General features: G+C 74.8%; 27 protein-coding genes. 12 read left to right on the forward strand and 15 right to left on the reverse strand.

Features of this window, described 5'->3' with window-relative positions; all coding sequences use genetic code 11:
- Positions 1 to 170: 170 nt before the first annotated feature.
- Positions 171 to 752, forward strand: coding sequence for a DNA-3-methyladenine glycosylase I (locus tag ABZ573_RS03230; protein WP_151454727.1), 582 nt, complete (start codon positions 171 to 173; stop codon positions 750 to 752).
- A gap of 13 nt (positions 753 to 765) precedes the next feature.
- Positions 766 to 1,389 carry a hypothetical protein gene (locus ABZ573_RS03235; RefSeq protein ID WP_358115214.1) on the forward strand — a complete coding sequence of 208 codons (624 nt, stop codon included), beginning with the start codon at positions 766 to 768 and terminating at the stop codon, positions 1,387 to 1,389.
- 68 nt (positions 1,390 to 1,457) lie between these two features.
- Here ABZ573_RS03235 and ABZ573_RS03240 read toward each other — a convergent pair whose 3' ends face one another.
- Both ABZ573_RS03240 and ABZ573_RS03245 read right to left on the reverse strand, forming a co-directional pair.
- Positions 1,458 to 2,249: an enoyl-CoA hydratase-related protein gene (locus tag ABZ573_RS03240; protein WP_151454725.1), complete on the reverse strand. Its 792-nt coding sequence runs from the start codon at positions 2,247 to 2,249 to the stop codon at positions 1,458 to 1,460.
- A 2-nt stretch (positions 2,250 to 2,251) separates the two neighbouring features.
- A complete protein-coding gene (locus ABZ573_RS03245; protein ID WP_151454724.1) occupies positions 2,252 to 3,070 on the reverse strand; it encodes a PaaX family transcriptional regulator C-terminal domain-containing protein in 819 nt (272 codons plus the stop codon).
- Positions 3,071 to 3,259: 189 nt separating this feature from the next.
- Between ABZ573_RS03245 and ABZ573_RS03250 the strand changes: the two genes are divergently transcribed.
- On the forward strand, positions 3,260 to 3,427 hold the full coding sequence (locus ABZ573_RS03250; RefSeq protein WP_007455245.1) for a DUF3117 domain-containing protein: 168 nt from the start codon (positions 3,260 to 3,262) through the stop codon (positions 3,425 to 3,427).
- 129 nt (positions 3,428 to 3,556) lie between these two features.
- Positions 3,557 to 5,023, forward strand: coding sequence for a leucyl aminopeptidase family protein (locus ABZ573_RS03255; RefSeq protein WP_358115218.1), 1,467 nt, complete (start codon positions 3,557 to 3,559; stop codon positions 5,021 to 5,023).
- Between the two features lie 46 nt (positions 5,024 to 5,069).
- Here ABZ573_RS03255 and ABZ573_RS03260 read toward each other — a convergent pair whose 3' ends face one another.
- Complete coding sequence (locus ABZ573_RS03260) at positions 5,070 to 5,657, reverse strand: O-methyltransferase (protein ID WP_089003702.1); 588 nt, start codon at positions 5,655 to 5,657, stop codon at positions 5,070 to 5,072.
- Positions 5,658 to 5,936: 279 nt separating this feature from the next.
- On the opposite strand from ABZ573_RS03260, the gene ABZ573_RS03265 reads away from it, so the two are divergent.
- Positions 5,937 to 7,280: a trypsin-like peptidase domain-containing protein gene (locus tag ABZ573_RS03265; RefSeq protein WP_151454722.1), complete on the forward strand. Its 1,344-nt coding sequence runs from the start codon at positions 5,937 to 5,939 to the stop codon at positions 7,278 to 7,280.
- Positions 7,281 to 7,354: 74 nt separating this feature from the next.
- Complete coding sequence (locus ABZ573_RS03270; RefSeq protein WP_151454721.1) at positions 7,355 to 7,777, forward strand: preprotein translocase subunit TatB; 423 nt, start codon at positions 7,355 to 7,357, stop codon at positions 7,775 to 7,777.
- A 200-nt stretch (positions 7,778 to 7,977) separates the two neighbouring features.
- Here the strand turns inward: ABZ573_RS03270 and ABZ573_RS03275 are convergent, their stop codons facing one another.
- The 3 genes from ABZ573_RS03275 to ABZ573_RS03285 all read right to left on the reverse strand — a co-directional run bounded on the left by ABZ573_RS03275 (position 7,978) and on the right by ABZ573_RS03285 (position 11,181).
- Positions 7,978 to 9,126, reverse strand: a complete 1,149-nt coding sequence (locus ABZ573_RS03275; protein ID WP_151454720.1) for an Mrp/NBP35 family ATP-binding protein — start codon at positions 9,124 to 9,126, stop codon at positions 7,978 to 7,980.
- Between the two features lie 161 nt (positions 9,127 to 9,287).
- The gene (locus ABZ573_RS03280) at positions 9,288 to 9,902 is read right to left on the reverse strand and encodes a DUF1003 domain-containing protein (RefSeq protein ID WP_358115223.1); all 615 of its coding nucleotides are present in this window, start codon (positions 9,900 to 9,902) and stop codon (positions 9,288 to 9,290) included.
- A complete protein-coding gene (locus tag ABZ573_RS03285) occupies positions 9,895 to 11,181 on the reverse strand; it encodes a CBS domain-containing protein (protein WP_327030401.1) in 1,287 nt (428 codons plus the stop codon). Before ABZ573_RS03285 ends, ABZ573_RS03280 begins: the two co-directional genes overlap by 8 nt.
- Positions 11,182 to 11,214: 33 nt before the next feature.
- Here ABZ573_RS03285 and ABZ573_RS03290 point away from each other — a divergent pair, with 33 nt between their 5' ends.
- Positions 11,215 to 12,084: a PhzF family phenazine biosynthesis protein gene (locus ABZ573_RS03290; RefSeq protein WP_358115226.1), complete on the forward strand. Its 870-nt coding sequence runs from the start codon at positions 11,215 to 11,217 to the stop codon at positions 12,082 to 12,084.
- 137 nt (positions 12,085 to 12,221) lie between these two features.
- Positions 12,222 to 12,731: a hypothetical protein gene (locus tag ABZ573_RS03295; protein WP_358115229.1), complete on the forward strand. Its 510-nt coding sequence runs from the start codon at positions 12,222 to 12,224 to the stop codon at positions 12,729 to 12,731.
- Positions 12,732 to 12,748: 17 nt separating this feature from the next.
- On the opposite strand, the gene ABZ573_RS03300 is transcribed toward ABZ573_RS03295, so the two are convergent.
- Positions 12,749 to 13,495, reverse strand: coding sequence for an HAD family hydrolase (locus ABZ573_RS03300; protein WP_151454715.1), 747 nt, complete (start codon positions 13,493 to 13,495; stop codon positions 12,749 to 12,751).
- A gap of 106 nt (positions 13,496 to 13,601) precedes the next feature.
- Here ABZ573_RS03300 and ABZ573_RS03305 point away from each other — a divergent pair, with 106 nt between their 5' ends.
- Positions 13,602 to 14,564: a DMT family transporter gene (locus tag ABZ573_RS03305; protein ID WP_358115232.1), complete on the forward strand. Its 963-nt coding sequence runs from the start codon at positions 13,602 to 13,604 to the stop codon at positions 14,562 to 14,564.
- A gap of 240 nt (positions 14,565 to 14,804) precedes the next feature.
- A complete protein-coding gene (locus tag ABZ573_RS03310) occupies positions 14,805 to 17,000 on the forward strand; it encodes an APC family permease (protein ID WP_358115235.1) in 2,196 nt (731 codons plus the stop codon).
- Positions 17,001 to 17,027: 27 nt separating this feature from the next.
- Here the strand turns inward: ABZ573_RS03310 and ABZ573_RS03315 are convergent, their stop codons facing one another.
- From ABZ573_RS03315 to ABZ573_RS03340, 6 genes are all read right to left on the reverse strand, one after another.
- Positions 17,028 to 17,771, reverse strand: coding sequence for a methyltransferase domain-containing protein (locus ABZ573_RS03315; RefSeq protein WP_358115237.1), 744 nt, complete (start codon positions 17,769 to 17,771; stop codon positions 17,028 to 17,030).
- On the reverse strand, positions 17,755 to 19,002 hold the full coding sequence (locus tag ABZ573_RS03320) for an MFS transporter (RefSeq protein WP_151454712.1): 1,248 nt from the start codon (positions 19,000 to 19,002) through the stop codon (positions 17,755 to 17,757). Before ABZ573_RS03320 ends, ABZ573_RS03315 begins: the two co-directional genes overlap by 17 nt.
- On the reverse strand, positions 18,999 to 20,006 hold the full coding sequence (locus tag ABZ573_RS03325) for an alanine racemase (protein WP_327030407.1): 1,008 nt from the start codon (positions 20,004 to 20,006) through the stop codon (positions 18,999 to 19,001). Before ABZ573_RS03325 ends, ABZ573_RS03320 begins: the two co-directional genes overlap by 4 nt.
- Before the next feature lie 8 nt (positions 20,007 to 20,014).
- Positions 20,015 to 21,109, reverse strand: coding sequence for a SagB family peptide dehydrogenase (locus ABZ573_RS03330; protein ID WP_358115240.1), 1,095 nt, complete (start codon positions 21,107 to 21,109; stop codon positions 20,015 to 20,017).
- 222 nt (positions 21,110 to 21,331) lie between these two features.
- The gene (locus ABZ573_RS03335) at positions 21,332 to 22,060 is read right to left on the reverse strand and encodes a GNAT family N-acetyltransferase (protein ID WP_358115244.1); all 729 of its coding nucleotides are present in this window, start codon (positions 22,058 to 22,060) and stop codon (positions 21,332 to 21,334) included.
- Between the two features lie 75 nt (positions 22,061 to 22,135).
- Positions 22,136 to 22,960 (reverse strand): SDR family NAD(P)-dependent oxidoreductase, encoded by an 825-nt coding sequence (locus ABZ573_RS03340; protein ID WP_311410652.1) that lies wholly within the window; start codon positions 22,958 to 22,960, stop codon positions 22,136 to 22,138.
- A 125-nt stretch (positions 22,961 to 23,085) separates the two neighbouring features.
- Here ABZ573_RS03340 and ABZ573_RS03345 point away from each other — a divergent pair, with 125 nt between their 5' ends.
- Complete coding sequence (locus ABZ573_RS03345) at positions 23,086 to 24,042, forward strand: CoA ester lyase (protein ID WP_132231620.1); 957 nt, start codon at positions 23,086 to 23,088, stop codon at positions 24,040 to 24,042.
- A gap of 58 nt (positions 24,043 to 24,100) precedes the next feature.
- Here the strand turns inward: ABZ573_RS03345 and ABZ573_RS03350 are convergent, their stop codons facing one another.
- A complete protein-coding gene (locus tag ABZ573_RS03350; protein ID WP_358115248.1) occupies positions 24,101 to 24,634 on the reverse strand; it encodes a DUF4190 domain-containing protein in 534 nt (177 codons plus the stop codon).
- Positions 24,635 to 24,755: 121 nt separating this feature from the next.
- Between ABZ573_RS03350 and ABZ573_RS03355 the strand changes: the two genes are divergently transcribed.
- The gene (locus tag ABZ573_RS03355; protein WP_151454935.1) at positions 24,756 to 25,661 is read left to right on the forward strand and encodes an SDR family NAD(P)-dependent oxidoreductase; all 906 of its coding nucleotides are present in this window, start codon (positions 24,756 to 24,758) and stop codon (positions 25,659 to 25,661) included.
- Between the two features lie 10 nt (positions 25,662 to 25,671).
- On the opposite strand, the gene ABZ573_RS03360 is transcribed toward ABZ573_RS03355, so the two are convergent.
- Positions 25,672 to 26,190, reverse strand: a complete 519-nt coding sequence (locus ABZ573_RS03360) for a DUF4190 domain-containing protein (RefSeq protein WP_358115251.1) — start codon at positions 26,188 to 26,190, stop codon at positions 25,672 to 25,674.

Below are 26,190 nucleotides of genomic sequence, written 5' to 3' on the forward strand. Positions count from 1 at the left end.
GCCCCGTCGGGCGACTTGGCGTGATCGACTCGATGTCGCCGACATCGGGGTGTCGGCGTGACCGGGACGCCCCGATGTCGGCGAACCCGGGCGGACCGGTCCCGGCGGCCGGGGCGCGGCGCGGGGCCGCAGGGCGCGGGCCCGTCGGGGCCGTGCCCTAGCGTGGACGCGTGACTGACCTGGTGATCGGCGCCGACGGGCTGCCGCGATGCGGCTGGGGGCACAGCACCCCCGACTACGCCGCCTACCACGACACCGAGTGGGGCCGGCCCCTGCGCGGCGACGACGCGCTCTACGAGCGGCTCACGCTGGAGGCGTTCCAGTCGGGGCTGTCCTGGCTGACCATCCTCCGCAAACGTCCCGCGTTCCGGCTGGCCTTCGACGAGTTCCGGATCGAGACCGTGGCCGACTACGGCGACGCCGACGTCGCCCGGCTGCTCGCCGACGCCGGCATCGTCCGCAACCGGGCCAAGATCGAGGCGGCGATCGCCAACGCCCGGGCGGCGCTGGAGCTTCCGGAGGGGCTCTCCGCGCTGCTCTGGTCCTTCGCCCCGCCGCCCCGGCCGGCCCGACCCACGTCGTTCGCGGAGGTGCCGGCGCTGACCGCCGAGTCCACCGCGATGGCCAAGGCGCTCAAGAAGCGGGGCTTCCGCTTCGTCGGCCCGACCACGGCCTACGCGCTGATGCAGGCCACCGGGATGGTCGACGACCACCTTGCGGGCTGCCACGTCGTGGCGGCACGGGCGGCGTGATGGGATGGAGGCCATGACGACCGACACCGCGCACCGGGTGGACGGGGCGCGCCCCGCCGACGGCACGGGCGCCTGGGCGGTGCTGCTGCCCACCGGGCGCTACGAGGCCGAGCGGCTCGTCCACCACGACACGCTCGAGTTGACCGGCCTGGCCGACGCCCCCCGACCCCGCCCCGGCGACCGGGTGGCCGTGCTGGTCGACGCGCCGCCCCGGCTGGTGGCGCTGGGCCGGGTCACCGGGGCCGGCGGCGAGGAGCGGGAGGACCCGGACGACCCGCAGTCCGAGCGGGTCGAGGCGCCGCTGGTGGTGGCGTACACCCGGCGGGCCTTCGACGAGCCGGCGCCGGCCGACGCGTTGGCGCTCGACGGGCCGGTGACCGCGCTGGACCCGGCGGCCTTCCGGGCCCTGGCCGACCGGCTCGGCCCGCCGCCGCAGCGGCGCTCCTGGCTGGTCAGCCTGGACCTGCCGATCGAGGCCGCGTCACCCGCCGAGGCGGTCCGCCTGTTCTGGGCCTACGTGCAGGAGCTGGGCCCCCGCGAGCTGCCGGCCTTCGTCTCGCCCTCCGGCGACGAGCTGGCCATGCAGGCGTTCGTGCTCGGCGCGGAGGCCAACCAGGATCCGGAGGAGGACGACTGACCCGACCGTCGACGGCCGCCCGGCCCACCGGCCGGTGGAATGCGGGGCCGGGCGGGCCCGGGGAGGCGTCAGCGGCCCTCGAAGACCGGCTTCTGCTTGTTGACGAAGGCCAGGGTGCCGGCGCGGTGGTCGGCGGTGCCTCCGCAGATCGACTGCGCCTGCGCCTCGGCGGACAGGGCGTCGGCCAGCGTGCCCGCGTCGGCGATGGAGAGCTGCCGCTTGATCGCCCCGTACGCGACGGTCGGGCCGGCGGCCAGCCGGGCGGCCAGCTCCTGCGCGGTCGGCAGCACCTGCTCGTCGTCCTCCACCAGGCGGTTGAGCAGCCCGATCTGGCAGGCGTCCGCCGCGCCCACCGGCTCGGCCAGCATCAGCAGCTCAATGGCCTTGGCGTGCCCGACCAGCCGGGGCAGCGTCCAGGAGGCGCCGGTGTCGGCGGCGAGCCCGACCTTGGCGAAGGCCATCAGGAAGCTGGTCGACGGCCCGCCGATGCGGATGTCGGCCAGGAAGGCCAGCGAGGCGCCCGCCCCGGCGGCCATCCCCCGCACGGCGGCGACCACCGGCTTGGGCAGGTTGGCCAGCCGGGCGGCGATCGGGTTGTAGTGCGCGCGGACGGTGTCCAGCGGGTTGCCGTCGGTGGACTCCAGGGTCTGCACGTGCTCACGCAGGTCCTGGCCGGCGCTGAACGACCGACCCGCACCCGCGAGCACCACCGCGCGGCAGGACCGGTCGGTCTCCAGCTCGGCCAGCGTGTCCCGCAGCGCCTCCTTGAGCGCGACGTCGAGCGCGTTCATCGCCGTGGGGCGGTTCAGCGTCAGGGTGACGACGGCGTCGGTTCGGTCGACGAGCAGCGGCTCGGTCACTTCTAACGACCCTTCTGTCGGGCGATGCGGTTGCCGGAGTCGAGGCACTGCTCGACGTACCGGTCGGCGGCCGGCCGCAGCCGCGCCGCGTGCCGGTCGAAGAAACTGGCCGCGGCGGTGCCGGGCCAACGCTCGGGGAGCAGCGCCGGGGGCAACTGCGGGTCCCGGAACAGGAAGGTACGCCACGCGTGCACGAGCCGGAACCGGGCGGCGTACGCCTCCTCGTCGAGGCTGCGCACGGTGACCCCGGCCAGCAGCGGTCGCTGCTCGGCGACGAACTGCTCGTACGCCTGGCCGATCTCCGTCAGGTCCCAGGCCCGGCGCACCACACCCATCGCGCCGGGGGTGCCGGCGGTGTGCGCGGCGGTGAACCGCTCGAAGCGCACGCCTGCCTCGTCGAGCAGCACGTCCACGTCCTCGCCGGGCCGGGTCGCCACCCAGGTGCACTCGTCCAGGGCGCCGTAGCCGAGGAAGGTCAGGTTGGCGGCGAGCCGCTGCCGGTCCCGGCGGGACAGGGGGGCCTCCAGCACCAGCAGGTCGAACCGCCCGTCCCAGGTGATCCGACCCGTCCGGTAGATCCGCGCCGCCGCCTCGTCCAGCCGGCGGGCGGCTTTCGGGGTGATCGAATATCCCGGCCCGGAGGTCAGCCGACACGGGTCGAGCCACCCCTGGCGGACCATCCGGGAGACCGCCGTGCGCACGGCGGGCGGGGCGATCCCGAGCGGCGCCAGCAGCCTGACCAGGGCGGCGACGGGTGCCCGGCCGCCCCTCGCCCGGAGGTGGTCGCCGTACAGGTCGAAGAGTGCCGACCGTGCCTGCATGACCGCACATTGTGACAGGCCTTCTCAGGATAAGCTAGATGCTGTTACATCAATGCTGCTTCGGTTTGGGTCCGGCGGTGTTCATCAGGGAAAATCGTTGGTCGACACCCCCGCGTAGGTTGCGGTGGTCAAGACGAAGTGGCTGTGGGGCAACCCACCGACCCTGGTGTAGGTCTGAGGGGAGACAACATGGCGGCGATGAAGCCGCGGACGGGCGACGGTCCGCTGGAAGTCACCAAGGAGGGCCGGGGCATCGTCATGCGCGTCCCGCTGGAGGGCGGTGGCCGGCTCGTCGTCGAGATGACTCCCGACGAGGCCAACGCGCTCGGTGACGCACTGAAGGCAGCCGCCGGCTGACCGAGGAACGGTCCGCGCGTCCGCGTGGGCCTTTCGTCAACCCCTGAGCCACCGGCCCCGCCGGTGGCTCAGGGTCTTCATTCTCCCGCGGAGCCACGCTCCGCGAGCTTCCTGGAGGTACGGCTCCGCGTGCTCGCCATCCGTCTGCTCGCCGAGCCGGACCGGCTCGACACCCTCGTTCTCCCCGTCCGGCCAGGTGCGGCCGGCGACGAACCGGCCCGACCGGCCCCGACCGGGGCGACGCTGCCCGACGGCGTGGCCGAGGAGGCCGTCGCCCTGGTGCCGGCGGCACGACTGACCGGGCGCCCCGGTGAGGTCCATGCGCAGCTGCGACCCGGGCGAGACCCCGGCCGGCTGCTGCTGCTCGGTGTCGGCGAGGGCGACGAGGCGGGCTGGCGGACGGCCGGCGCGGCTCTGGCCCGGGCCGCGAAGGATGAGATCCACGTCACGTTGGCCATGCCTGCCGACGTCACCGAGGCGGCCGTACGCGGACTTGTCGAGGGGCTGCTGCTGGCCTCGTACCGGTTCCGGCTGACCGACGCCGGCACCGCCCCCGCCCTGGCGGAGGTCGACGTCGTGGTGGCCGACCCGGACGCGCACGCCACGGCCCTCGAGGTGGCCCGGACGACGGCCCGGATGACCCGGTTCGCCCGCGACCTCACCAACACCCCCTCGTCGGTGAAGAACCCGCAGTGGTTCGCCGACCAGGTCGCCGCCCTCGCCGCCGACGTGCCGGACCTGCACCTGCGGGTCCGCGACCCGGAGGAGCTGGCGGCCGAGGGCTTCGGCGGGATCCTCGCCGTCGGGGGCGGCTCGGCCAGCGGCCCGCGCCTGGTCGAGCTGGACTGGCGGCCGGCCGACGCGCGTACCCACGTGGTGCTGGTCGGCAAGGGGATCACGTTCGACACCGGCGGCATCTCGATCAAGCCGGTGGCGTCGATGAAGCTGATGCGCAAGGACATGGCGGGCGCCGCGGCGGTGGTTGCGGCGACCCTCGGCGCGGCGGCCCTGCGCCTGCCGGTCCGGATCACCACGCTCGCGCCGCTGGCGGAGAACATGCTGAGCGGCTCGGCGTTCCGCCCCGGCGACATCATCCGCCACTACGGCGGCACGACCAGCGAGACCACCAACTCCGACGCCGAGGGGCGGCTGGTCCTGGCCGACGCGCTCGCGTACGCCGTCGCCGAACTCCAGCCCGACCTGCTGGTCGACCTCGCCACGCTCACCGGGGCGAACGCGGTAGCGCTGGGCAAGCGCACCGGCGCCCTCTACAGCGACAACGACGGGCTCGCCGCGGACGTGCTGGCCGCTGTCGCCGCCGCCGGCGAGGCAGCCTGGCGGATGCCGCTGCCCGCCGACTACGCCGAGCACCTCGGCAGCGACCTGGCCGACCTGCACAGCTCGCCGGACCGGGGCGCCGGGTCCGTGATGGCCGCGCTCTACCTGCGGGAGTTCACCGGCGGGCTGCGCGACCGGTGGCTGCACGTGGACATGTCCGCGCCGTCGTGGGCCGACGGCGACGACGCCGAGCTGACCCGGGGCGCGACCGGCTGGGGCGTACGCTCGCTGCTGCGCTGGCTGGGCTCGCTGGGTTGACCGCCCGGCGGCGCCCGCCCCCGGCGGGCCCCCGGTCAGCGGCGGGTCAGCACTTGACGGCGGCGAGCAGCCCGTGGCCGACCGGCAGCAGCGCCGGGATCCAGTGCTCGGACTCCCGGATCGCCTTGATCGCCTCGCGGACGGTCACCGTCTCGACGTCCCGGGCGGCGGGGTCGCCGATCCGGCCGCCGGCCAGCGTGCCGTTGAGCGCGACCACGCCGCCCGGTCGCAGCAGCCGCAGCGCGGCGTCCACGCAGGCGGCGAACCCGGTCGCCTCCGCGTCCACGAAGACCAGGTCGTACGCGCCGTCGGCGAGCCGGGGGAGCACGTCCAGCGCCCGACCGGTGATGATCCGGGTGCGACCGGCGGCGAAGCCCGCCTCGGTGAAGATCCGCCGGGCGATCCGCTGGTGCTCGACCTCGACGTCGATGGTGGTGAGTACGCCGTCGGCGCGCATCCCGCGCAGCAGCCAGACCCCGCTGACTCCCGTGCCGGTGCCGATCTCCACCACCGCCCGGGCGCTGCCGGCGGCGGCGAGCAGCCGCAGCGCCGCACCGGCGCCGGGGGTCACCGCCTCCAGGCCGACCTCGTGGGCCAGGCTGCGGGCGGTGCGCAGGACGAGATCCTCGGTCACGTACGACTCGGCGAAGTGCAGGGTCTGGGCCGTCGAATTGCCGGAACCGGCGACCGTGGCGATGGGACACCTCCGGGCGGCATGCGTGGTGCGGGGGCGGGTGGGCACTGTGAGCCTAGAGGCGACGTCGAACGGGCGCAGCCGCGCGTCCGCCACCCGACGATCACGGTCGGCAACCGGTGACTCCATCCGCGGCATCCGTGTAATCCTGGAAGCGGTGTTCCGGCCAGCGCGACCGGGCGACGCTGTCGCCAGGTCCGTGGAGCGCGGGATCCGGGGATGGACTGGGAGGGCACCGACGTGACCGACGGCTGGGACTGGCGCCAGCCCGGGGGAACTCCGACACCGGCGCGACCGCCGGTGCCCGGACATCCGCCGGTGGGGTCGCCGCCGACGCCTCAGGGCGCCGGGGGCGGCACGACTTCGCCCTGGTGGACCGACGCGCTGGCCGACCCGTGGCGCGACCCGACCGCGCCGGCCGCCGTGGTGCTGCCGGCCGCGCCGAGCCCCGGCACCGAGCCGGAGCCGGTCAGCGACCCGGACGCACCGGGCCGGCCGACGCTTCGGCAGCTCCTCCTCATCCCGTTGATCACCGCGCTGCTCGCGGGCAGCCTGGGCGGCGCGCTCGGGTACGCCTTCGCGGTCCGCGGTGGCGCCGTGGCCGGCACGGTGCTCGGCGCGGACCCGCAGGCGCCCGGCCTGGCCCAGCGCAGGCCCGAGTCGCTGGCCGGGGTCGCCGAGCGGGTGCTGCCCAGCGTGGTGACCGTCCGGGTGGCGGGCCTCGGCGGCACGAGCGAGGGCTCCGGCTTCATCGCCAGCGCCGACGGGCACGTCATCACCAACGACCACGTGGTGGCGGGGGCGACCGGCAAGGCGTCGGTGGTCTTCAACGACGGCAGTTCGGCCCCGGCGACCGTCGTCGGGCAGGACCCTGAGTCCGACATCGCAGTGATCAAGGTCTCCCGGACGGGCCTGCGGCCGGTCGAGTTCGGCGACTCCGACGCGCTGGCCGTGGGCGACCCGGTGCTGGCCATGGGCTCGCCGCTCTCGCTGGCCAACACGGTCACGGCCGGCATCGTCAGCGCCCTGGACCGGACGATGCGGGCCGGTGAGCCCGGCGGCCCGACGCGCTACTACGCGGCGATCCAGACCGACGCGGCGGTCAACCACGGCAACTCGGGCGGCCCGCTGGTCGACGGCGCGGGCCGGGTGATCGGGGTCAACTCGACGATCAAGTCGCTGGTCTCCGAGGGGCAGGAGGCGGGCAACATCGGCCTCGCCTTCGCCATCCCGATCAACCAGGCCAAGCGGATCACGCAGGACATCATCGGCACCGGCAAGGCCCGGCGCACGGTGATCGGCGCCCAGGTCGGCGGGTCCGGCGCGGGCACCGGAGGAGCCGGCGTACGCCTGGCGGCCGTGGAGCCGTCCGGCCCGGCTGCCGGCGCGGGGCTGCGGGCCGGTGACGTGATCCTCAAGCTCGACGGTCGGCCGATGACCGAACCGACCGACCTGATCGCCCTGGTCCGCAAGTTCGCGCCCGGCGCGGTGGTGACCGTGGAGTACCGCCGTGGCGCCAACCGGCAGAACGCCTCCGTGACCCTGGCCGCGGACGCCAAGTAGGGACCGGTCACCCCCTCCCCGACCGGTGCCCCACGTGCGTAGTCTTGCTGCTGACGCCGAAGGAGGCCCGCGCAGTGTTCGAGAACCTGAACTGGTGGGAGATCGGTGCGCTGCTGCTCCTGGCGCTGCTGATCTTCGGTGACCGGCTGCCCGCGGTGATCAGCGACGGCCTGCGCATGGTGCGCAACCTGCGCGCGATGGCCAGCAACGCCACCACCGACCTCAGTCGCGAGCTGGGCACCGACATCCAGCTGGAGGACCTGCACCCGAAGGCGTTCATCCGCAAGCACCTGCTCAGCGAGGAGGACGAGCAGGCGATCCGGAAGCCCCTCCAGGGCGTCTACGACAACCTGCGGGCGGACGTCACCGGCGTGCACAACGAGCTGAAGGACGTGGCCTCCGCCGCCGACGTGCGCGCGAACGGCAGCCGCCCGGCGACCGCCACCGGCGCCGCCCCGGCCCCCGCCCCCCGGGCCAGCTACGACGACGCGACCTGACCCCGGGCCAGCTGCGCCGACGCGACTTGATCCCGGGCCAGCTGCGACGCGACGCGACCTGACTCCGGTCAGCGGCGACGCCGCGCCGCCCTGACCCCGGCCCGCCTCGGCGTCGCCACGGACGGCGACGGGGGCGGCGCTCCCGGGGGAACGCCGCCCCCGTGCGGGTGGCGACAGTGCCGGCCGTGGCCGGCGTACGGTCAGCGGCCGGCGGGCTTGAGGCCCAGCGGCTTGCCGAGCAGCGACTCCCGGCGCAGGGCGAGCCGGTCGGCCACCTGGCCCAGCGCCTTCGCGGCCGGCGACTCCGGCTCGGCCAGCACGATCGGGGTGCCCACGTCGCCGGCCTCGCGCACGCGGGTGTCGAGCGGGACCTGCCCGAGCAGCGGCACCTGCGCGCCGATGGTCTTCGTCAGCGACTCGGCGACCGCCTGGCCGCCGCCCGCGCCGAAGACCTCCATCCGGGAGCCGTCCGGCAGCTCCAGCCAGGACATGTTCTCGATGACGCCGACCACGCGCTGGTGGGTCTGCAACGCGATTGCGCCGGCCCGCTCCGCCACCTCGGCGGCGGCGGCCTGCGGGGTCGTGACGATCAGGATCTCGGAGTTGGGCAGCAGCTGGGCCAGGGAGATCGCCACGTCGCCGGTGCCCGGGGGCAGGTCGAGCAGGAGCACGTCCAGCTCGCCCCAGTAGACGTCGGCGAGGAACTGCTGCAACGCCCGGTGCAGCATCGGGCCGCGCCACACCACGGCGGCGTTGCCAGCGGTGAACATGCCGATCGAGATGACCTTCACGCCGTGCGACTGCGGCGGCATGATCATGTCCTCGACGCGGGTCGGGCGCCCGTCCGCGCCGAGCATCCGGGGCACCGAGTGGCCGTAGATGTCGGCGTCGACCACGCCGACGGAGAGCCCGCGGGCGGCCAGCGCGGCGGCCAGGTTGACCGTCACGCTGGACTTGCCGACGCCGCCCTTGCCGCTGGCGACCGCGTACACGCGGGTGCGGGAGCCCGGCTGGGCGAACGGGATGACCGGCTCCTGGGAGGCGCCGCCGCCGCGCAGCTTCGCCTGGAGTTCCTGGCGCTGCTCGGGGCTCATCACGCCGAACTCGATCGCCACGCCGGTCACCCCGGGCACCGCGCCGACGGCGGCCGTGATGTCCGAGCGCAGCTTGTCCTTCAGCGGGCAGCCGGCGACGGTGAGCAGCAGCTCGACCCGTACGACGCCGTCGTCGCCGACCTCGGCGGAGCGGACCATGCCCAGCTCGGTGATGGGCCGGCGGATCTCCGGGTCGTTGACGGTGGCCAGCGCGGCCTGGATCGCGTCGGAGACGGTGCTGACGGGTGCTGACATGCCCGCAATGCTACGTCGGTGGCCCTGACCCACCGCCGTCAGCGGGGGGCGGTGTGAGCGAATCGATGGCGACGGCTGCGCCGCGCGGCATACCGGACGAAGCGGGACGATCGAGTCGATCCCGCCGAGCCGGACCCCGGGGCGGGCGGCGTCCGGGCCGCTCAGGCCTCGGCCTCCCGGCCCTCCGGGCGGCCGTCATGGGCCTGATCGCCGTCCAGGTCGTCGCGGGGCTCCTCCAGCCCGTCGCCGTGCTGCGGGACCCTGTCCTGCTGCCGGCGCTCCAGCCGCTGCCGGCGCCGGCCCGCCTCGTCCAGCTCCTCGGCCAGCCGGGCCAGCTCCGAACGGAGGAAGTCCCGGGTCGCGACCTCGCCCATCGCGTTGCGCAGCGCGGCGATCTCCCGCGCCAGGTACTCCGTGTCGGCCTTCTGCATGGTCGCCCGGCGGCGGTCCTCCTCCAGGGAGACCCGGTCCCGGTCGGCCTGCCGGTTCTGCGCCAGCAGGATCAGCGGCGCCGCGTAGCTGGCCTGGAGGGACAGCACCAGGGTCAGGAACGTGAAGGTGTACGGGTCGAAGCGCAGGTGCGCCGGGGCCAGGGTGTTCCAGCCGAACCACAGCGCGATCACGATCGTCATGTAGACGATGAAGTTCGCGGTGCCCATCCCCCGGGCGATCCCCTCGGACCACCGGCCGAAGGCCTCCGGGTCGAACCGGGGCAGCTTGACGCCCCGGGGCTCGCGCGGCTGGTCGAGCCGCTGCGCCCGTCGCTGCTCAGTCATCCGCGCCGTCCAGCGTCGGCCCGGCGGCGGACGGGCGCTCGGCGGCGTCCCGGTCCCGCCAGTCCCGGGGCAGGAGGTGGTCCAGCACGTCGTCGACCGTGACCGCGCCGACCAGCCGGTTGTTGCGGTCGATGACGGGCATGGCGACCAGGTCGTACGTGGCCATCCGGCGGGTGATCTCCGGCAGCGGGGTGGTCGGCCGCAGCGGGTCGATGTCGTTGACCACGATGCCGCCGAGCAGGTCGGCCGGCGGCTCGCGGAGCAGCCGCTGGAAGTGCACCATGCCGAGGTAACGGCCGGTCGGCGTGGTCATCGGCGCCCGGGACACGAAGACCTGCGCGGCGATCGCGGGGGAGAGCTGCGGTTCCCGGATCCGGGCCAGGGCCTCGGCGACGGTGGCGTCCGGCGGCAGGATGACCGGCTCGGAGGTCATCACGCTGCCCGCCGTTCCCGGCGTGTACTTGAGCAGCTGACGCACCGGATCGGCCTCGCCCGGCTGCATCAGGTCGAGCAGGACGTCCTGCTCGGGCGGGGGCAGCTCACTGAGCAGGTCGGCGGCGTCGTCCGGGTCCATCTCCTCCAGCACGTCGGCGGCCCGCTCGCGGTCCAGCGCGGCCAGGATCTCCACCTGGTCGCGCTCCGGCAGCTCGCTCAGCACGTCGGCCAGGCGCTCGTCGTCCAGCGCGGCGGCGACCTCGTTGCGCCGGGTGTCGGGGAGATCCTGGAGGGCGTTGGCGAGGTCGGCGGGGCGCATGTCCTCCAGCACCGAGAGCAGGTTGGCCGTGCCCCGGCTGTCGGCGATGCCGCTGAGCCCGCGTACCCGTTCCCACTCGACCTGGTGCAGGTGGCCCCGGCGGGTCAACCGGCCGGTCTGCTCGCGTACGGCGACCCGGGCCAGCGACCACTCACCGCCCCGGCTGCACTCCATCGCCACGTCCACCACGGAGCCCGACTGCCCGCCGGGCTCGACCTGCACCCGGCGGTCCAGCAGCTCCTGGAGCACGAGCAGTTCGTTCGGGCGCTTCTCGAAGCGGCGCAGGTTGAGCGTGCCGCTGCCGAGCACGACCGCGTCGGCGTCGATGGAGGTGATCCGGTTCAGCGAGAGGAAGATGCGCCGCCGCATCGGCATCTCGGCGACGAGACCGACCACCTCGGGCGGGCGTTGCGTCGGCCGCAGCCTGCCCACCGCGTCGCGGACCCGGCCCACCTGGTCGCCGTTGGGATCGAAGACGGCCACCCCGGCGAGCCGGGCGAGGTAGACCCGGGTCGGCGTGCTCACGGGCACCAGCCTAAGCGCCTAGTGTTTATCAACATGTCGACCTTGGCCTACGAGATCGTGGACGTCTTCACCGACCGCCCGTTCGCCGGCAACCCGCTGGCGGTGGTGTTCGGCGCCGAAGGGCTGGCCACCGAGCAGATGCAGGCGCTCGCGCTGGAGTTCAACCTCTCCGAGACGGTGTTCGTGCTCCCGCCCACCCAGGTCGGCGCCACCTACCGGGCCCGCATCTTCACGCCGGCCGAGGAGTTGCCCTTCGCCGGTCACCCCAGCGTCGGCGCGGCGGTGACCGCCAGCCGCCGTGGCATGTTCGGTGTGGGGCAGGTCACCCAGGAATGTGGGGCGGGCGTGCTGCCGATCGAGGTGGCCGCGACCGGGGCCACGCTCACCGGCGGCGTACCCACCCTCGGCCCCGAGCTGGACCCGGAGCCGCTGCTGGAGATGGCCGGCCTGAACGCGGACGACCACGTCGGCCCGGCGCCCCGGGTGGCCGGCTGCGGGCTGGAGTTCCCCTACCTTCCGGTCCGCCCGGACGCGGTGGCCCGCGCACGGGTCAACGCGGCGGCGGCACAGCGGTACGGAGTGGAGCACGTCAGCGTCTTCTCCTGGGACGCCGCCGCTCAAACCGCGCACGCCCGGGTCTTCGTCCCCGGGTTGGGTGTGCCGGAGGACCCGGCCACCGGTTCGGCGGCCCTGGGCCTGGGGGTGTGGCTGGTCGCCAGCGGCCTGCTGCCCGCCGACGGGCGCGCGGAGTACACCGTCCACCAGGGCATCGAGATCAACCGCCCGTCCGTGCTGGCCTGCACGGTGACCGCCGAGGACGGTCAGGCGGTGGGCGCCACCGTGGCCGGGCACGTCGTACCGGTGGCCCGGGGCGAGATCATGGTCCCGCCGTTCGTCGGCTGACCTGCGCGATCCGTGCCGCCGGATCGGATCGTCCGGCGTCGTGCCCGTGCCGTGCGCCCCGACCGCGTCCACGTCGGCGAGCGGCCGGACCCCGGGCGGCACTGACGGGACGGGGACGGATGCGGGAGGATGCGAGGGTGACCGACGCGGAGCGGACCAGCACGCCGCTGGTCGACGAGGCGATGAAGAAGGCCGCCGTGGCCTGGGTGAGTGTGCCCGGCGGGCCGGCGCTCGCGCTGTGGTGCCTGCCCCTGGAGGGGGCGCTCTTCGTGGTCAGCGGCCCCGGGGAGCAGTCCGCCCCGGGGCTGGCCGACGCGACCGAGGCACAGGTCACCCTGCGCGGTGACCACGGCGGGCGGATCGTCACCTGGCCGGCGCGGGTGAGCCGCCTGGCGCCCGGCACCGAGCACTGGGAGACGACCGCGCCGTTGGTGGCCGCGAAGCGGCTCAACGCGCCCGGGCCCGCGGCGGAGCTGGTGGAGCGCTGGGCGACCGACGGCTGTGCGGTGAACCGGCTGGAGCCGGCCGGCGAGCCGCTCGCCGGCGCCGGGCTGCCCGCGGACTCGCTGGCCGAGGTACCCCGCGAGACCCCGGCCGTCCGGGCGACCCGCAAGCCGTTCCGCCTGCACCGGGTCCGCCGCCGCTGAGACGCCCGGCCGCCGGCTCAGGAGACGCAGCCGGCCGGCACGGGGGCGATCGCGGGAACGAGGCCAGTCGCGCGCCCCGGCACCCGCGCGACGAGTTCGACCACCTCGTCGAGCGAGCGCAGCACCGGCCCGATCCAGGCCTCGTCGGCGTTGAACACCATGTGGCCGGCCAGGTCCGGCGCGGCCAGCCGTACGGCTGTCATCCCGGCCCGCTCCGCCCCGGTCAGCTCCTGGCTGCCGCCGTCGCCCACGTAGAGGCAGTCCGCCGGCGCCAGGTCGAGCCGCCGGCACGCCGCCTGGTAGAGCGCCGGGTCCGGCTTGCAGCGCCCCACCTGCACGGAGAAGACCCGCACGTCGAGCAGCGGGGCGATCGGCAGCTGCGGCAGGAACGCCGGCAGCTCGTGCGTGCAGTCGCTGATCACTCCCGTACGCAGGCCGAGCCCCCGCAGCGCGGCGAGCGTGGGCACGGCCTCGTCGCGCAGCCGGGTGTCGGCGCGGATGGCCCGGTGGCGGGAGGCGACCGCCGCGCGGACGGCGTCGTCGGAGGGGTGCACGCCGGCCTGCTCGCAGACCCAGCGCAGGGTCGCCTCGGCGTTGCCGAGCCGCCCGCAGGCCCGCTCGTAGTAGGTGCGGTCGAGCACGTCGACGAGCGTGCGCGGGGCGCAGCCGAGCAGCTCGGCGGTCGACCGGTGGGCCTCGCCCCGCTGGACGGAACGGGTCAGCGTGCCGAAGAAGTCGAACAGGACCGCCTGGTAGGTGGGCATGGGGGAGCGCCTCCGGGCGGTAGGGGAATCGCCGGCGCGGACAGGCATGATCGTAACGGAGTGCTGACGTTCCGTGTCGGCCCGTGGCGTGTGAGGATTGCTCCCCGTGTCCCCCGCAGCGCACCGCCCGTCGTTCCACCCGGCGACCACCGGGGCGCTCGTCCTGGCCGTCGTCGCCGTCTCGTCGTCCGCGCCGCTGGTGGCCGTCGCGGCGGCGCCGGCGCTGGCCGTCGCGTTCTGGCGCAACCTGCTCTCGGTCGCCGTGCTCGGCCCGTTCTCGGCGGCCCGGCGACGCGCCGAGTTCCGGTCGCTGACCGTCGGCGCCGGTCGGCGCGAGGGCGTCTACTGCGTGCTGTCGGGGGTCGCGCTCGCCGCGCACTTCGCCACCTGGATGCCCAGCACCAAGCTCACCTCGGTCGCGGCGGCGACCGCGCTCTGCGCCACCCAGCCGGTCTGGCAGGGGCTGATCGCCCGCGCCCAGGGCCGCCGGCTGCCGGGCGCCGTCTGGGCCGGCATCGGGGTGGCGGTCGCGGGCGCGGTCGTGGCGACCGGGGCGGACTTCGCCGTCTCCGGCCGGGCCGTGGCCGGCGACCTGCTCGCGGTGGCCGGCGGCCTGTTCGCGGCGGTCTACACCGCGCTCGGCGAGCGGGCCCGTACGACGATCAGCACGACCACCTACACCACCGTCTGTTACGGGGTCTGCGCCCTGGTCCTGCTCGTGGTCTGCCTGGTCGGCCGGGTGCCGCTGACCGGCTTCGACACCGGCACCTGGCTCGTCGTGCTGGCCCTGGTGGCCGGGGCCCAGCTGCTCGGGCACTCGATGTTCAACTACGCCCTGAAGAAGGTCTCGGCGACCACGGTCAGCGTGCTGGCCCTGCTGGAGGCCCCGGGCGCCGCCCTGATCGGCTGGGCCTGGCTGGGGCAGTTGCCCGGGGTGACCGCCCTGGCCGGGCTGGGGCTGCTGCTGGCCGGCGTCGCCGTGGTGGTGCTCGGCGGCGCCCGCTCGGCCCGCCGCCTCCGCCCGGTCGCCACCGCCGTCCCCGCCGACGCCGGCCCACCGCCCGACTGACCGCCGAACGGGCCCCTGCCGCCGGACGGCCACCCGGCCGGCGAACGGCCACCCGGCCCGCCGCCGTCCACCCGGCGGCCGAACGGTGCCACCTGGCCCGCCGCCGTCCACCCCCTGCCGCCGGACGGCCACCCGGCCGGCGAACGGCCACTCCTTCGGCGCGGGAACGGCCGTTCCGCCTGCCGGATCCGGCGGCGTCCGTGAGAGTGCGAGGGAGGACACGCGGCGGCGGGAAGGCGGATGGCGGAGCGGGACGGCGACGAGGGCGGCACGACCGTCACGCCGTCGGCCGAGTTCCCGCCGCTCGACCCGGACGAGCTGCGGGCCCTACGCCGGATCGGTGACCGGTGGCGGAACGCCCGGCGGGGCCGACCCCCCGGCGCGGACACGCTGCCGGTGGACCCGACACTGCGCCGGCACCCCGACCGGCCGGCCCCCACACGGTTCGGCCGCCTCGCCCCGATCGCGATGTTCCGGATCGGGGAGCCGGACGAGTTGGTCGCCACCGCACCGGCCAACCTGCCCGGCAGCCGGCTCGGCCGGGCGACCACCCGGCTGCGGCGGACGCTGTTCGGGCCGCCACTGACCAGCGCCGCCGTGGTCTACGAGCGGATGCGCAAGCTGGTGGCCCTGCCGGTGCTCTCCTCCGACCTGCTCAGCTCGGTGGCGTACGGGCCGGAGGCGATGCTCGCCGTGCTGCTGCTCGCCGGCAGCGGGGCGCTCGGGCTGTCCCTGCCGCTGGCCGCCGGGCTGGCGCTGCTCATGATCGCGGTCGGCGTCTCCTACCGGCAGACCGTCGCCGCCTACCCGCACGGGGCCGGGTCGTACATCGTGGCGGGCGACAACCTGGGCGCGGGGGCGGGGCTGGCCGCGGCGGCGGGACTGATGACGGACTACGTGCTCACCGTGGCGGTGTCCGTCTCCGCCGGCATCAGGGCGATCACCTCGGCGATGCCGGGACTGGCCGGCTGGACGGTGCCCCTCGGGCTGGCCGTGATCGGTCTGCTGCTGGCGGGCAACCTGCGCGGCGTACGGGCCGCCGGCAACCTCTTCGTGCTGCCCACGTACGCCTTCGTGGTCGCGCTGCTGGCGCTGCTCGCGGTCGGCTGGTTCCGCGCGGCCGGGCGGGGTTTCGTCCCGGTCGCCCCGCCGCCGGTGCCGGCCGTGGAGGGGTTGGGGCTGCTGCTGGTACTCCGCGCGTTCTCCTCCGGCGCGGTCTCGATGACCGGCATCGAGGCGGTCTCCAACGCGGTTCCGGCGTTCCGGCCTCCCGAGTGGCGCAACTCGCGCACCACGCTCACCTGGATGGTCGCGATGCTGGTGCTGTTCTTCGGCGGCCTCGTCGGGTTGATCCACCTGTCCGGGCTGGCGCCCACCGCCGAGCAGTCGCTCCTCTCCCAACTGGCCCGGGTCACCTTTCCCAGCGGTCCCTGGTACGCCCTGATCCAGGCCGCCACCGCGCTGATCCTGCTGCTGGCCGCGAACACCGCCTTCAACGACTTCCCCCGCCTGCTCTTCTTCATGGCCCGGGACGGGCACGCGCCGCGCCGGTTCCTGCACATGGGCGACCGGCTCGCCTTCAGCAACGGGCTGGTGGCGCTCACCGTCGCGGCGGCGGTGATCCTGGTGGCCTTCCGCGGGCACACCGAGGCGCTGATCCCGCTCTACGCGGTCGGGGTGTTCCTCGCCTTCACCCTGTCCCAGGCCGGGATGGTGCGGCACTGGCGACGCCGACGCGGTCCCGGCTGGCGCCGCCGGGCGACGATCAACGCGGTGGGCGGCACCTTCTCCGGCCTGGTGCTGGTGACCGCCGCCGTCACCAAGTTCACCGAGGGCGCCTGGGTGGTGGTCGTCGCCGTGCCGCTGCTGGTCCTGCTGTTCCGGGCCATCCACCGGCACTACCGGAGGCTGCACCGGTCCCTGGCGCTGCACCCGCCGCCGGGTGGCCCGGCGCCCGGGCCGCCGGTGGTGCCGGCCCCGCCGCCCGCCACCGGGCCCGCCGCGCCGGAGGACGAGGAACTGCCCGAGCAGGTACGCCACCTCGTGGTCGTGCCGGTCGCCCGGCTGAACCGGGCCTCGCTGCGGGCCCTGGCGTACGCGGCCTCGCTCGGGCAGCCGACGCTGGCCGTGCACATCGCCCCCGAGGAACCGGAGGCGGACCGGTTCCGGGAACAGTGGCGGGTGTGGGGCGACCACCTGCCGCTGGAGACGATCGTGTCCCCGTACCGGGCGGTGGTCGGGCCGCTCGCGCACTACCTGGAGGCCCTGCACGCCTCCCGGGCCGACCTGGTGCTGACCGTCGTCGTGCCGGAGGTGGTGGTGCGCAGCCGCTGGCACCGGCTGCTGCACAGCCGCACCGAGCAACGGCTGCGTACGGCGCTGCGCCGGCTGCCGGGGGTGGTGGTCACCAGCCTCCCGGTGCACCCGGGCGGGTAGCTCCCTCCGCGGCGTCTGCGCGGGTCGTCAGTCGCGTCGGGCGAGCACGGCGACCCGGGGCAGCGCCTCCGGGTCGGGTACGGGGGTGAGCAGGTCGTCGATGGCGGCGACGTGGCTCGTCGTCCAGCCGGCGTCGGCCAGGGCGGAGAGCACGTCGGCCACGGGGTGGGCGGTGTTGGTGATCGTCGTGGTGAAGGGGGCCGTGCGGCCGTCGTCGGTGCGTAGCTCCCCGGTGACGTGCAGCGGGCGGCGGTCGCCGTCGAGCGGGCCCCGGGCCACCTCGACCGAGACCGTGCCGTCCTGCCGGGCGACCGGGGGGACGTCGGCGAGGAGCCCCTTCGTCGTGGACATGTCGAAGCCGAACCAGCCGCCCGGCGCGACCGCCCGGTGCACGCAGCGCAGGTAGGACCGGACCCGGTCGATGTCGCCGACGTGGTTGAGGACGTCGTACGTGGAGACCGCGAACGCGCAGGTGCGCGGCACCTCGAAGTCCGCGGCGTCCGCGGCGATGAGCACCGCGTCGGTGCCGGCCAGCCGTTCCCGGGCGCGGGCGATCATCGCCTCGGAGACGTCGACCCCGACGACCCGGTAGCCGGCGGCGGCGAACCGGGCGGCCACGATGCCGGTGCCGCAGCCGACATCCAGCAGGCTCAGCTCCGACCCGGGTGCGACGTGCGCGTGCAGCCGCAGCCACGCCTCGCCCATCCGCTCGGGGTACGGCGCCCAGAAGCGGTCATACGCCGTGACGAAGGCGTCAACGTACTCGGCCATCGGGTTGCCTTTCGTAGTGCCGGACGGTGGAACTGGCCAACGGGACGAGCGCGGCCACGAAGATCACCGTGGCCAGGGCGAGCAGGGCCGTTCGCACGCCGATCGCGGGTACGACGAGACCGGCGGCGATCATGACGGGCGGGCCCAGCCCCACCGCCCCCAGCCACTCGTACGCGCTCACGCGGGACATCGCCTCCGTCGGCACCTCGGACTGGACGGTCGTCTCCCACAGCACCCCGAAGACGTCGAAGGCGACCCCGGCCAGCACGGCGGCGAGGATCACGAACGGCAGGGCGGCACCGGCTCCGAGCAGCAGCGCCGGCAGCCCCAGCAGCGACACGGCGAGGACGGCCGTGCGCAGGGGCCGGGTCGTCCTGATCCGCATCGCCACCAGCACGCCGGCAAACATGCCGACGGCGTACCCGGCCAGGACGCCGGACCAGGCGCCCGCGCCGCCCAGGTGCGCCCTGGCGAGCAGCGGCCCCGCGAGCCCGAAGGTGACCCCGACGGCGGCGTTGATCACCGCTGCGGCGAGCACGATCTGCCACAGCCATCGTCGCCGGACGAACTCGCGCCAGCCGTCGCGCAGTTCGGCCGGCAGGTTCCGCCCGGCGGGCCGGGTCGTCGCGGCGAGGCGCAGCCGCGCGAGGAGTAAGGCGGCGACGGCGAACGTCGCGGCGTCGAGGGCCAGCGCCCAGCCCGGCCCGAGCCAGGTGATCAGCGCGCCGCCCGCCGTGAAGCCCGCCACCGTGGCGGTGTTCGTGCCGAGCCGCAGCAGGGCGTTGCCCCGCTGGCGCGCCTGCGGCGCGACGAGTTCGGCGGTCAGCCCGTTGAGCGAGGGCAGCAGCAGCGCGGAGGCGGTGCCGGCGACGGCCGCGCAGACGGCGAGGGTGGCGACGCCGGCCCGCCCGCTCAGCACGAGGACGGTCATCGCGCCGTACGCCGTACCGCACATCAGTTCCGCCGCCACGAGTACGCGGTGGCGCGGCAGCCGGTCGCCGATGACGCCGCCGAGCAGCATCAGCGCGATCCGGGGCACCGAGATCGCGGCGAGCACGAGCGACAGCGCCGTGGGCGATCCGCCGGGAAGGTCGAGCACGGCGAAGGTCAGCGCGAGCGGGCCCATCGCGTTGCCGAAGACGGAGATCGTCCTGGCCGTGGCGAACAGGACGAACCGGCGCTCGCGCAGCGGGTCCGCCGGGCGGTCCACGGACGCGACGGTGTCGGTCATGCCCGGTCCGGGCGGACGATCGCCTGCCACCGCGCCACCGGCTCGCCGGCGTCGAGCACGTGCAGCAGCGGCCGGCGGGCCACCACGGGGCACACGTGTCCGGGCAGCACCCGCAGCTCGTCGCCCACCGACACCGACCCCGCGTCGACCGGCCCGCCGTCGGGTGCGGTCAGCACGACACCGCTCATCCAGGTCTGGTCGGCGCCCGCCAGCAGTTCGTCGGCGTCGGTGCGCAGCACCTGCCCGTCGGTGCCGGTGACAGTCGTGGCGACGGATATCGCGACCGCCCCGGGGTCGCACTCGCCCAGCCGGGCGAACCCGCCGTCGAGCAGCGCGTACGCTCCGGCGCAGACCTCGGTCACGCCGGCGACGTCCAGCACGCCGGCGAGGGTCGGGGTGCCCCCGACGCTGACGGCCGGGCAGGGCGACCCGGCCGCGCGGATCCGCTCGGCGACCGACACCAGCAGGCGCGCCTGGCGGCGGCCCAGCTCGACCCGGTCGCGCGCGGCGGCGGGGTCGGTGATCCCCACATAGCCGGTGACGCCCGCCATCCGCAGCCCGCCGGTCCGCGCAATCGTGGCGGCCAGCCCCACGGCGGCGTCGGGGTCGACACCGACGCGGTGCAGACCGGTGTCGACCTCGACGCGTACGCCGAGTTCGACGCCGTGGGCCTCGGCCGCCGCGCCGAGCCCGGCCACCGCGTCGGGGTGGTCCACGTGCACCGTCACCGCGCAGTGCCGCGCGAGCTGGGCGAACCTGGTCCACCGCCACGCGTCACGCCAGGGCCACGCCACCACCACGTCCGTCACGCCCACCGCCACGTAGGCCTCGGCCTCGGCCGCCGAGTGCACCGCGACGCCCACCGCGCCCGCGGCCACCTGCCGGGCGGCGATCTCGGGACTCCGGTGCCCCTTGACGTGCGCGCGCAGGGCGACGCCGGCCTCGGCCACCCGCCGGCCGTACCGCGCGACGTTCGCGTCCAGCCGGGCCAGGTCGACGGTCACCCGCGGCGTCATTCGCCGCGCCCGTGCCAGGCGTCCGGCGGGAAGGAGAACGCCGCGTCGCCGCCGGCGAGCATCGCCGCCTGGCGGTCCCGCTCGGCGGGGTGCGGCACGCCGACGCCGGAGACGCCGAGGAAGGCCTCGTCCGGCCAGGACAGCCCGAGGGCGTCCTCGACGGGCGCGTCGCGGGTGGCGGCGGTGAAGAACGTCCCGAGCCCGAGCGCCGTCGCGGTGAGGTACACGGTCTGGCTCAGGTGGCCGACGTCGAGCAGGAGCGCACGGTACGCGCGGGCGGCCGGGTACTTCCACACGGTCCGGTCGAGCACCGCCGCGTACATCAGCAGGAAGCCGGCCTGGGCGGCGTGCGGCTGCCCGCCGCACCACTCGCGCAGCCGGTCCTCGCCGGGGGCGGGCGCGAGGCGCACCAGCTCGTGGCGGCGCACCGCGTAGTGGTAGATCCCGGGTTCCAGCCCCGCCACGTCGCGGACCACCGGGTAGACCTCGACCGGGTGGCGGGCCCCGCCGGAGGGGACGGTCTTGAGCAGCGCCGTCCCGACCCCGGAGACGTCCACCTCGCGACGGACCCCGGCCGTCCAGCGCAGCAGGGCCGCGAACGCGGGCAGCGGCACCGGGCGGTCCGGGTCGAACCATCGGGTCGAGCGCCGGGCCGCGAGGACCGTGGTGAAGTCGACGGCGGGCGGGTCGGCCGGGGGCAGGGCGATCCGTGGCCCGTCGTGCTCCCTGACCGGATCCGGCTGGCCGGACTTGGCGCGCAACACCGCCGCGTCCTGCGCGGCCGAGCGGAAGACGTCGCTGCCGAGCGTACGGCTGGCCAGGTGGTAGTAGGTGGCTGCCGGTCCCAGGTCGCGCCACGCGCCGAGGCGTTCCTCCCGGGCGTGCTCCGGCGAACCCTCGGCGACGAGCACGTGGGCGTCGAGGAGCTGCTGCGCGAGCCGGCCTTCGGGCTCGGCCCAGTCGGCATAGTCGCGCAGCAGCCTCTCCGCCTCCACAGTCAACGCGAACTGCCGGTGCCTCAGCGGGTCGTCGCAGACCAGTTGGCCGTCACGCCACAGGAAGACGACCAGCCGCGACACACGGACACGCATGACTACTCAGGCTTCGACCGGTCAGACCTCGACCGGAGGCTCCAGGCAGGTCAGTTCCTGGTCGTAGTCGTCGGACGCCACCGGCTCGAAGGCCTCGATCTGCTCGGTCATGCGGGAGCTCCCCTCACTAATCGGCGTTGATCACTGTGATGCACCGTATCAGACCGTCCACAGTGAACACACCCACCGACATGGATCGAGCCGACCCGCTCCCGCGCCGACTCAGGCCTCGTGGACCTCCAGCACCCGGGTGGTCGGGGCGGCGTCGCCCAGCTCACCGCGCAGCGCCACCCGCTCCGGGTCGGCCAGGAAACCGTCGTAGCCGGCGCGGGTGTCGAACCGGATCAGGTGCACCTCCGTACGCCCGTCGCCGGTGCGCTGCCGACGCTCCAGCCGCCCGCCGTGCCGCCCGAGCAGGCCGAGCACCGCGTCCTCGTACCGCTGGCCGGTCTCGACCGCGTCGGGGGCCAGCTCCACCAGCGCCACCAGGCGCACGGCGGCGGCCGGGTCGGTGACCAGCGACTTGAAGAAGTGGTGGTCGACGTGGCCGCCGGGAATGCCCTCCCGGCGGCCCGTGTCGAGGTAGCCGTGCCGGCGGTAGAACTCCGGCGCCTGGAACGAGAACGAGGAGACCGACATCTCCGTGCAGCCGCGCCGGCGGGCCTCGTCCTCGGCGGCCCGCAGCAGCCGGCCGCCCCACCCCTCGGCACGGTGGTCCTCGCGCACCCACACCATGTTGATCCCGGCGCAGCCGCCCCAGGTCCACCCGGTCAGGCCGGCCACCAGCTCGCCGTCGGCGTCGTCGACCCGGACGCAGAGGCCGGCCTCGTCGTCCGCGCCGGTCGCCCGGTTGTTGAAGACGGTCAGCTCCGCGTCGAGCCGTGCCTGGAGTTCCTTGTCCTCGCGGAGCACCCGAAGGACGCTGCCGGCGTCGTTCCCCGTGGTCGTCATGCGGCGGAGTATCGCAGCGCCCCGCCCCCGGTGACACCGCAAATCCGGCGGCGCCGCCTGCCGGGCGGGGCCCCGTTATCCGGCGACGCCGACCGCCTCGGCGCTGGCCGTCCAGAGCCGGGCGGCGAGCTGTGGATCGGTCGCCCTGGGCAGCGGCCGGCGCAGCCGCCGGTCGACGTGGTAGCCGCCCGTCACCAGCCGCTCCGGGTCCTGGTTGGCCAGCCAGACCAGCGTCTCCGCGCCCTTCTCCGGGCTGCGCAGCGGCAGGATCCGCATGCCCAGGGCGACCAGCCGGTTGTCGTTGCCGAACCGGCTGCGCACCACCCCCGGATGGAAGGAGTACGCGGGGATCTCCGGCCAGCGCCGGGCCGCCTCGGCCGTGAAGAGGATGTTCGCCTGCTTGCTGGTGCCGTACGCCTGCATGGGCCGGTAGCGGCGCAGCGCGGCGTTGAGGTCGGCCGGGTCGAGCACGCCGCTGCGGTGCGCGCCCGAGGCGGTCACCACCATCCGGCCGATCCGGTCCCGCAGCAGGTTGCTGAGCAGGAACGGGGCCAGGTGGTTGGCCTGGATCGACAGCTCGAAGCCGTCGACCGTGGTGAGCGGCTGGAGCGCGATCGCCCCGGCGTTGTTGGCGAGCACGTCGATCCGGTCGTACGCCTCGCGCAGCTTGCCGGCCAGCCGGCGGACGTCGTCCAGCACCGCGAAGTCGGCCCGGAACAGCTCCGGTCGCTCGCCGGACGCCTCCCGCACCTGTTCCGCCGCGGCCTGGAGTCGGGCCGGGTCGCGGCCGACCAGTACCACCTGGTCACCGCGGCGCGCCAGGTCGACGGCGGCCGCCAGCCCGATGCCCGAACTGGCCCCGGTCACCACCACGATCCGACGCCCAGTGAGATCTTCCACAGGTCCATTCACCCCGGTCACGGCACGAGGTTACCGTGGCGTCACAAAGACCTTTGGGATCGTTAAGCCCTCGCATTTCGTCAGGTGACGTCGGCGTGCCCGCGCACGCTGGAAGGAGCGCATCCATGGCCGCAGTCGGTCGCCCCCGTCGGTCCTGCCTCGCGGTACCCGGCTCCAGCGTCAAGATGCTCGGCAAGGCCCAGGGGCTCCCGGCCGACCAGGTCTTCCTGGACCTGGAGGACGCGGTCGCCCCGCTGGCCAAGCCCGACGCCCGGAAGAACATCGTCGCGGCGCTCAACGAGGGCGACTGGTCGGGCAAGACCCGCGTCGTCCGGGTCAACGACCTGACCACGCCGTGGACCTACCGGGACGTCATCGACGTGGTGGAGGGCGCCGGCGCCAACCTCGACTGCGTCATGCTGCCCAAGGTGCAGAACGCGGCCCAGGTGCAGTGGCTCGACATGACCCTGACCCAGCTGGAGAAGACGCTCGGCCTGGAGGTCGGCCGGATCGGCATCGAGGCGCAGATCGAGAACGCCGCCGGCCTGGTCAACATCGACGCCATCGCGGCCGCCTCGCCCCGGGTCGAGACCATCATCTTCGGTCCGGCCGACTTCATGGCCTCGATCAACATGAAGTCCCTGGTGGTCGGCGCGCTCATCCCGGACTACCCGGGCGACCCCTACCACTACATCCTCATGCGCATCCTGATGGCAGCCCGGATGCACGACAAGCAGGCCATCGACGGCCCGTTCCTGCAGATCCGCGACGTGGACGCGTTCCGCGAGGTGGCCAAGCGCTCGGCGGCGCTCGGCTTCGACGGCAAGTGGGTGCTGCACCCGGGCCAGATCGACGCCGCGAACGAGGTCTACTCGCCGGCCCAGGCCGACTACGACCACGCCGAGCTGATCCTCGACGCGTACGAGCACTACACGTCGGAGGCGGGCGGCCGGCTGGGCGCGGTGATGCTCGGCGACGAGATGATCGACGAGGCGTCCCGCAAGATGGCCCTCGTGGTGGCGGCGAAGGGCCGGGCCGCGGGCATGACCCGCACCTCGTCCTTCACCCCGCCGGCCGAGTAGTCCCCGCGCCTCCCGACATCCGTGCCGCCCCGGTCCGCGCCGGGGCGGCACCGTCGCGTCAGTAGTTGGTGCCGCCGGTGTCGGCCTGGGAGATCGCGAAGATGATGATCGCCACGTAGAAGAGGACCACCAGCAGGTAGAGGCCGGTGACGATCCAGCCGACGATGATGCCGGCCTTCGCCATGCCCTCGCCGCCCTCGCCGGTCTCCCGGATCTGCTTCTGCGCGACGTGGCCGAGGATCGCGCCGATCGGCGCGGTGATGCAGGAGCCGATGCCGACCAGGGCGAGCACCAGTGCGGCGATGGCGAGGCCGTTGGTCCTCAACGAGGGCGCGTAGCCGTAGTTCGGGTAGGCCGGCGGGTAGGCGGCGGGCCCGGGCTGCCCGGCGGGGTGCTTCATCCCGGCGTACGGGTCGCCGCCCGCGTACGGGTCCGGGGCGTACGGGTCGGCCGGCGCGTACGGGTCGGGGCCGGTGGGCTGGGTGGGGACGGGTTGACCGCTCACCGGGAGGGCGGGGTCGGCGGGTGGGCTCGACTGCTGGCCCGACCACGCCGGGTCGTTCCAGCCGCCGGAGGGCGGGGGATATGTCATTCGTCTGCTCCGTAGGGTGCGGGGTGCGCCCGTCAGGGTAGTCAGGCCTGCCCAGACCCCGAGGTGTCACCACCGGGTGTGCCGCGTTGCCCGGGCCGGAGGAAGCGGGCAGGATCCTGGCATGGTGATTGACGCGCGAGCCGCGGACCGCTCCGGCAGCCGACCGAGACGGGACGCGAGCCGCCCCGGCGTGGCCCGGCGCACCCGCGCCGCCGCCCAGCCGGGCACCGCCGGCATCGACGAGCCCGCGCCGCTGCCGGACCCGGTGACCATGCGCCTCGACGGGAAGGTCGCCCTGGTCACCGGGGCGGGCAGCCCGGACGGCATCGGGTACGCGACGGCCCGCCGGCTGGCCGACCTCGGCGCCCGGGTGGCCATCGTCTCCACCACCCGACGCATCCACGACCGGGCCGGCGAGCTGGGCGTGACCGGCTTCGTCGCCGACCTCACCGACGAGTCGGAGGTGGGCGCGCTCGCCGACGCGGTCGCCGAGCAGCTCGGGGACGTCGAGGTGCTGGTCAACAACGCGGGCCTCGCCAGCCGGGCCAGCCCCGAGGTGCTGCGCCCGGTCGCCCAGCTCAGCTACGACGAGTGGCGCGGTGAGATCGACCGCAACCTCACCACCGCGTTCCTGTGCAGCCGGGCCTTCATCGGCGGCATGGCCGAGCGGGGCTGGGGCCGGATCGTCAACCTGTCGGCCACCGCCGGGCCGGTCAACGCCCTGCCCACCGAGGCGGCCTACGCGGCGGCCAAGGCGGGCGTGGTCGGGCTGACCCGGGCACTGGCGATGGAGATGATCGCCGACGGGGTGACCGTCAACGCCGTCGCGCCGGGCACCATCCACACCGCGGCCTCCACGGTGGCGGAGATCCGGCAGGGCCTCGGCACCCCGGTCGGCCGCCCCGGCACGCCGGACGAGGTGGCCGCGGCGATCGTCTTCCTCTGCTCGCCGGCCGCCTCGTACATCACCGGGCAGATGCTGGTGGTGGACGGCGGCAACAGCGTCCGTGAGGCCGAGTTCCGCTGATCCGCGGGGCTCAGTAGTTGGGGCCGTTGTTGCCGGCGAGGGCGATCAGCGCGATCCAGCCGCAGCAGGCCAGCACGCCGAGCCCGGTGATGACGTAGCTGAGGATGAGGCCCCACGTGGCGAGCTGGTCGCCCTCCTCGCCCGTCGTGCGGATCTGCCGCTTGGCCAGGTGCCCGAGGACGATGCCGATCGGGGAGAAGACGAACGCGAAGACCAGCGAGAGGATGGCGAGCACGTTCGTCCCGCCGGCCCGGGGACCGGACGGCGGGCCGTACTGCCCGTAGGGCGTCTGCGGGGTGTACGGGGGCTGGTGCCCCCACTGCTGCCCGTGTGGTGGTTCGCCGGGCTGCTCGTAGCTGGGCTGCCCGTACGCGGGCTGCTGGTGGGCCGGCTGCTCGTAGGACGGCGGCCCGTACGACGGTGGTTCCGGTGGGGGCTCGTAGCTCGACGGATCGTGCCCCGGCGGGGGCTCCCAGGGTGACGGCGACCGGTCCGGATCGGGCGGCCCCGACGACGGTGGCTGGCTCAC

The sequence above is a fragment of the Micromonospora sp. NPDC007220 genome (genome assembly GCF_040634035.1).
Taxonomy (GTDB): Bacteria; Actinomycetota; Actinomycetes; order Mycobacteriales; family Micromonosporaceae; genus Micromonospora; species Micromonospora reichwaldensis.

Coding starts and splice junctions, on each gene's coding strand:
- ABZ573_RS03290 (WP_358115226.1), top strand. CDS start 11,215: ATGTCGACCTTGGCCTACGAGATCGTGGACGTCTTCACCGACCGCCCG.
- ABZ573_RS03245 (WP_151454724.1), bottom strand. CDS start 3,070: ATGCAGGCACGGTCGGCACTCTTCGACCTGTACGGCGACCACCTCCGG.
- ABZ573_RS03355 (WP_151454935.1), top strand. CDS start 24,756: ATGGTGATTGACGCGCGAGCCGCGGACCGCTCCGGCAGCCGACCGAGA.
- ABZ573_RS03235 (WP_358115214.1), top strand. CDS start 766: ATGACGACCGACACCGCGCACCGGGTGGACGGGGCGCGCCCCGCCGAC.
- ABZ573_RS03250 (WP_007455245.1), top strand. CDS start 3,260: ATGGCGGCGATGAAGCCGCGGACGGGCGACGGTCCGCTGGAAGTCACC.
- ABZ573_RS03280 (WP_358115223.1), bottom strand. CDS start 9,902: ATGACTGAGCAGCGACGGGCGCAGCGGCTCGACCAGCCGCGCGAGCCC.
- ABZ573_RS03275 (WP_151454720.1), bottom strand. CDS start 9,126: ATGTCAGCACCCGTCAGCACCGTCTCCGACGCGATCCAGGCCGCGCTG.
- ABZ573_RS03345 (WP_132231620.1), top strand. CDS start 23,086: ATGGCCGCAGTCGGTCGCCCCCGTCGGTCCTGCCTCGCGGTACCCGGC.
- ABZ573_RS03350 (WP_358115248.1), bottom strand. CDS start 24,634: ATGACATATCCCCCGCCCTCCGGCGGCTGGAACGACCCGGCGTGGTCG.
- ABZ573_RS03265 (WP_151454722.1), top strand. CDS start 5,937: ATGGACTGGGAGGGCACCGACGTGACCGACGGCTGGGACTGGCGCCAG.
- ABZ573_RS03310 (WP_358115235.1), top strand. CDS start 14,805: ATGGCGGAGCGGGACGGCGACGAGGGCGGCACGACCGTCACGCCGTCG.
- ABZ573_RS03320 (WP_151454712.1), bottom strand. CDS start 19,002: ATGACCGACACCGTCGCGTCCGTGGACCGCCCGGCGGACCCGCTGCGC.
- ABZ573_RS03330 (WP_358115240.1), bottom strand. CDS start 21,109: ATGCGTGTCCGTGTGTCGCGGCTGGTCGTCTTCCTGTGGCGTGACGGC.
- ABZ573_RS03300 (WP_151454715.1), bottom strand. CDS start 13,495: ATGCCCACCTACCAGGCGGTCCTGTTCGACTTCTTCGGCACGCTGACC.
- ABZ573_RS03315 (WP_358115237.1), bottom strand. CDS start 17,771: ATGGCCGAGTACGTTGACGCCTTCGTCACGGCGTATGACCGCTTCTGG.
- ABZ573_RS03335 (WP_358115244.1), bottom strand. CDS start 22,060: ATGACGACCACGGGGAACGACGCCGGCAGCGTCCTTCGGGTGCTCCGC.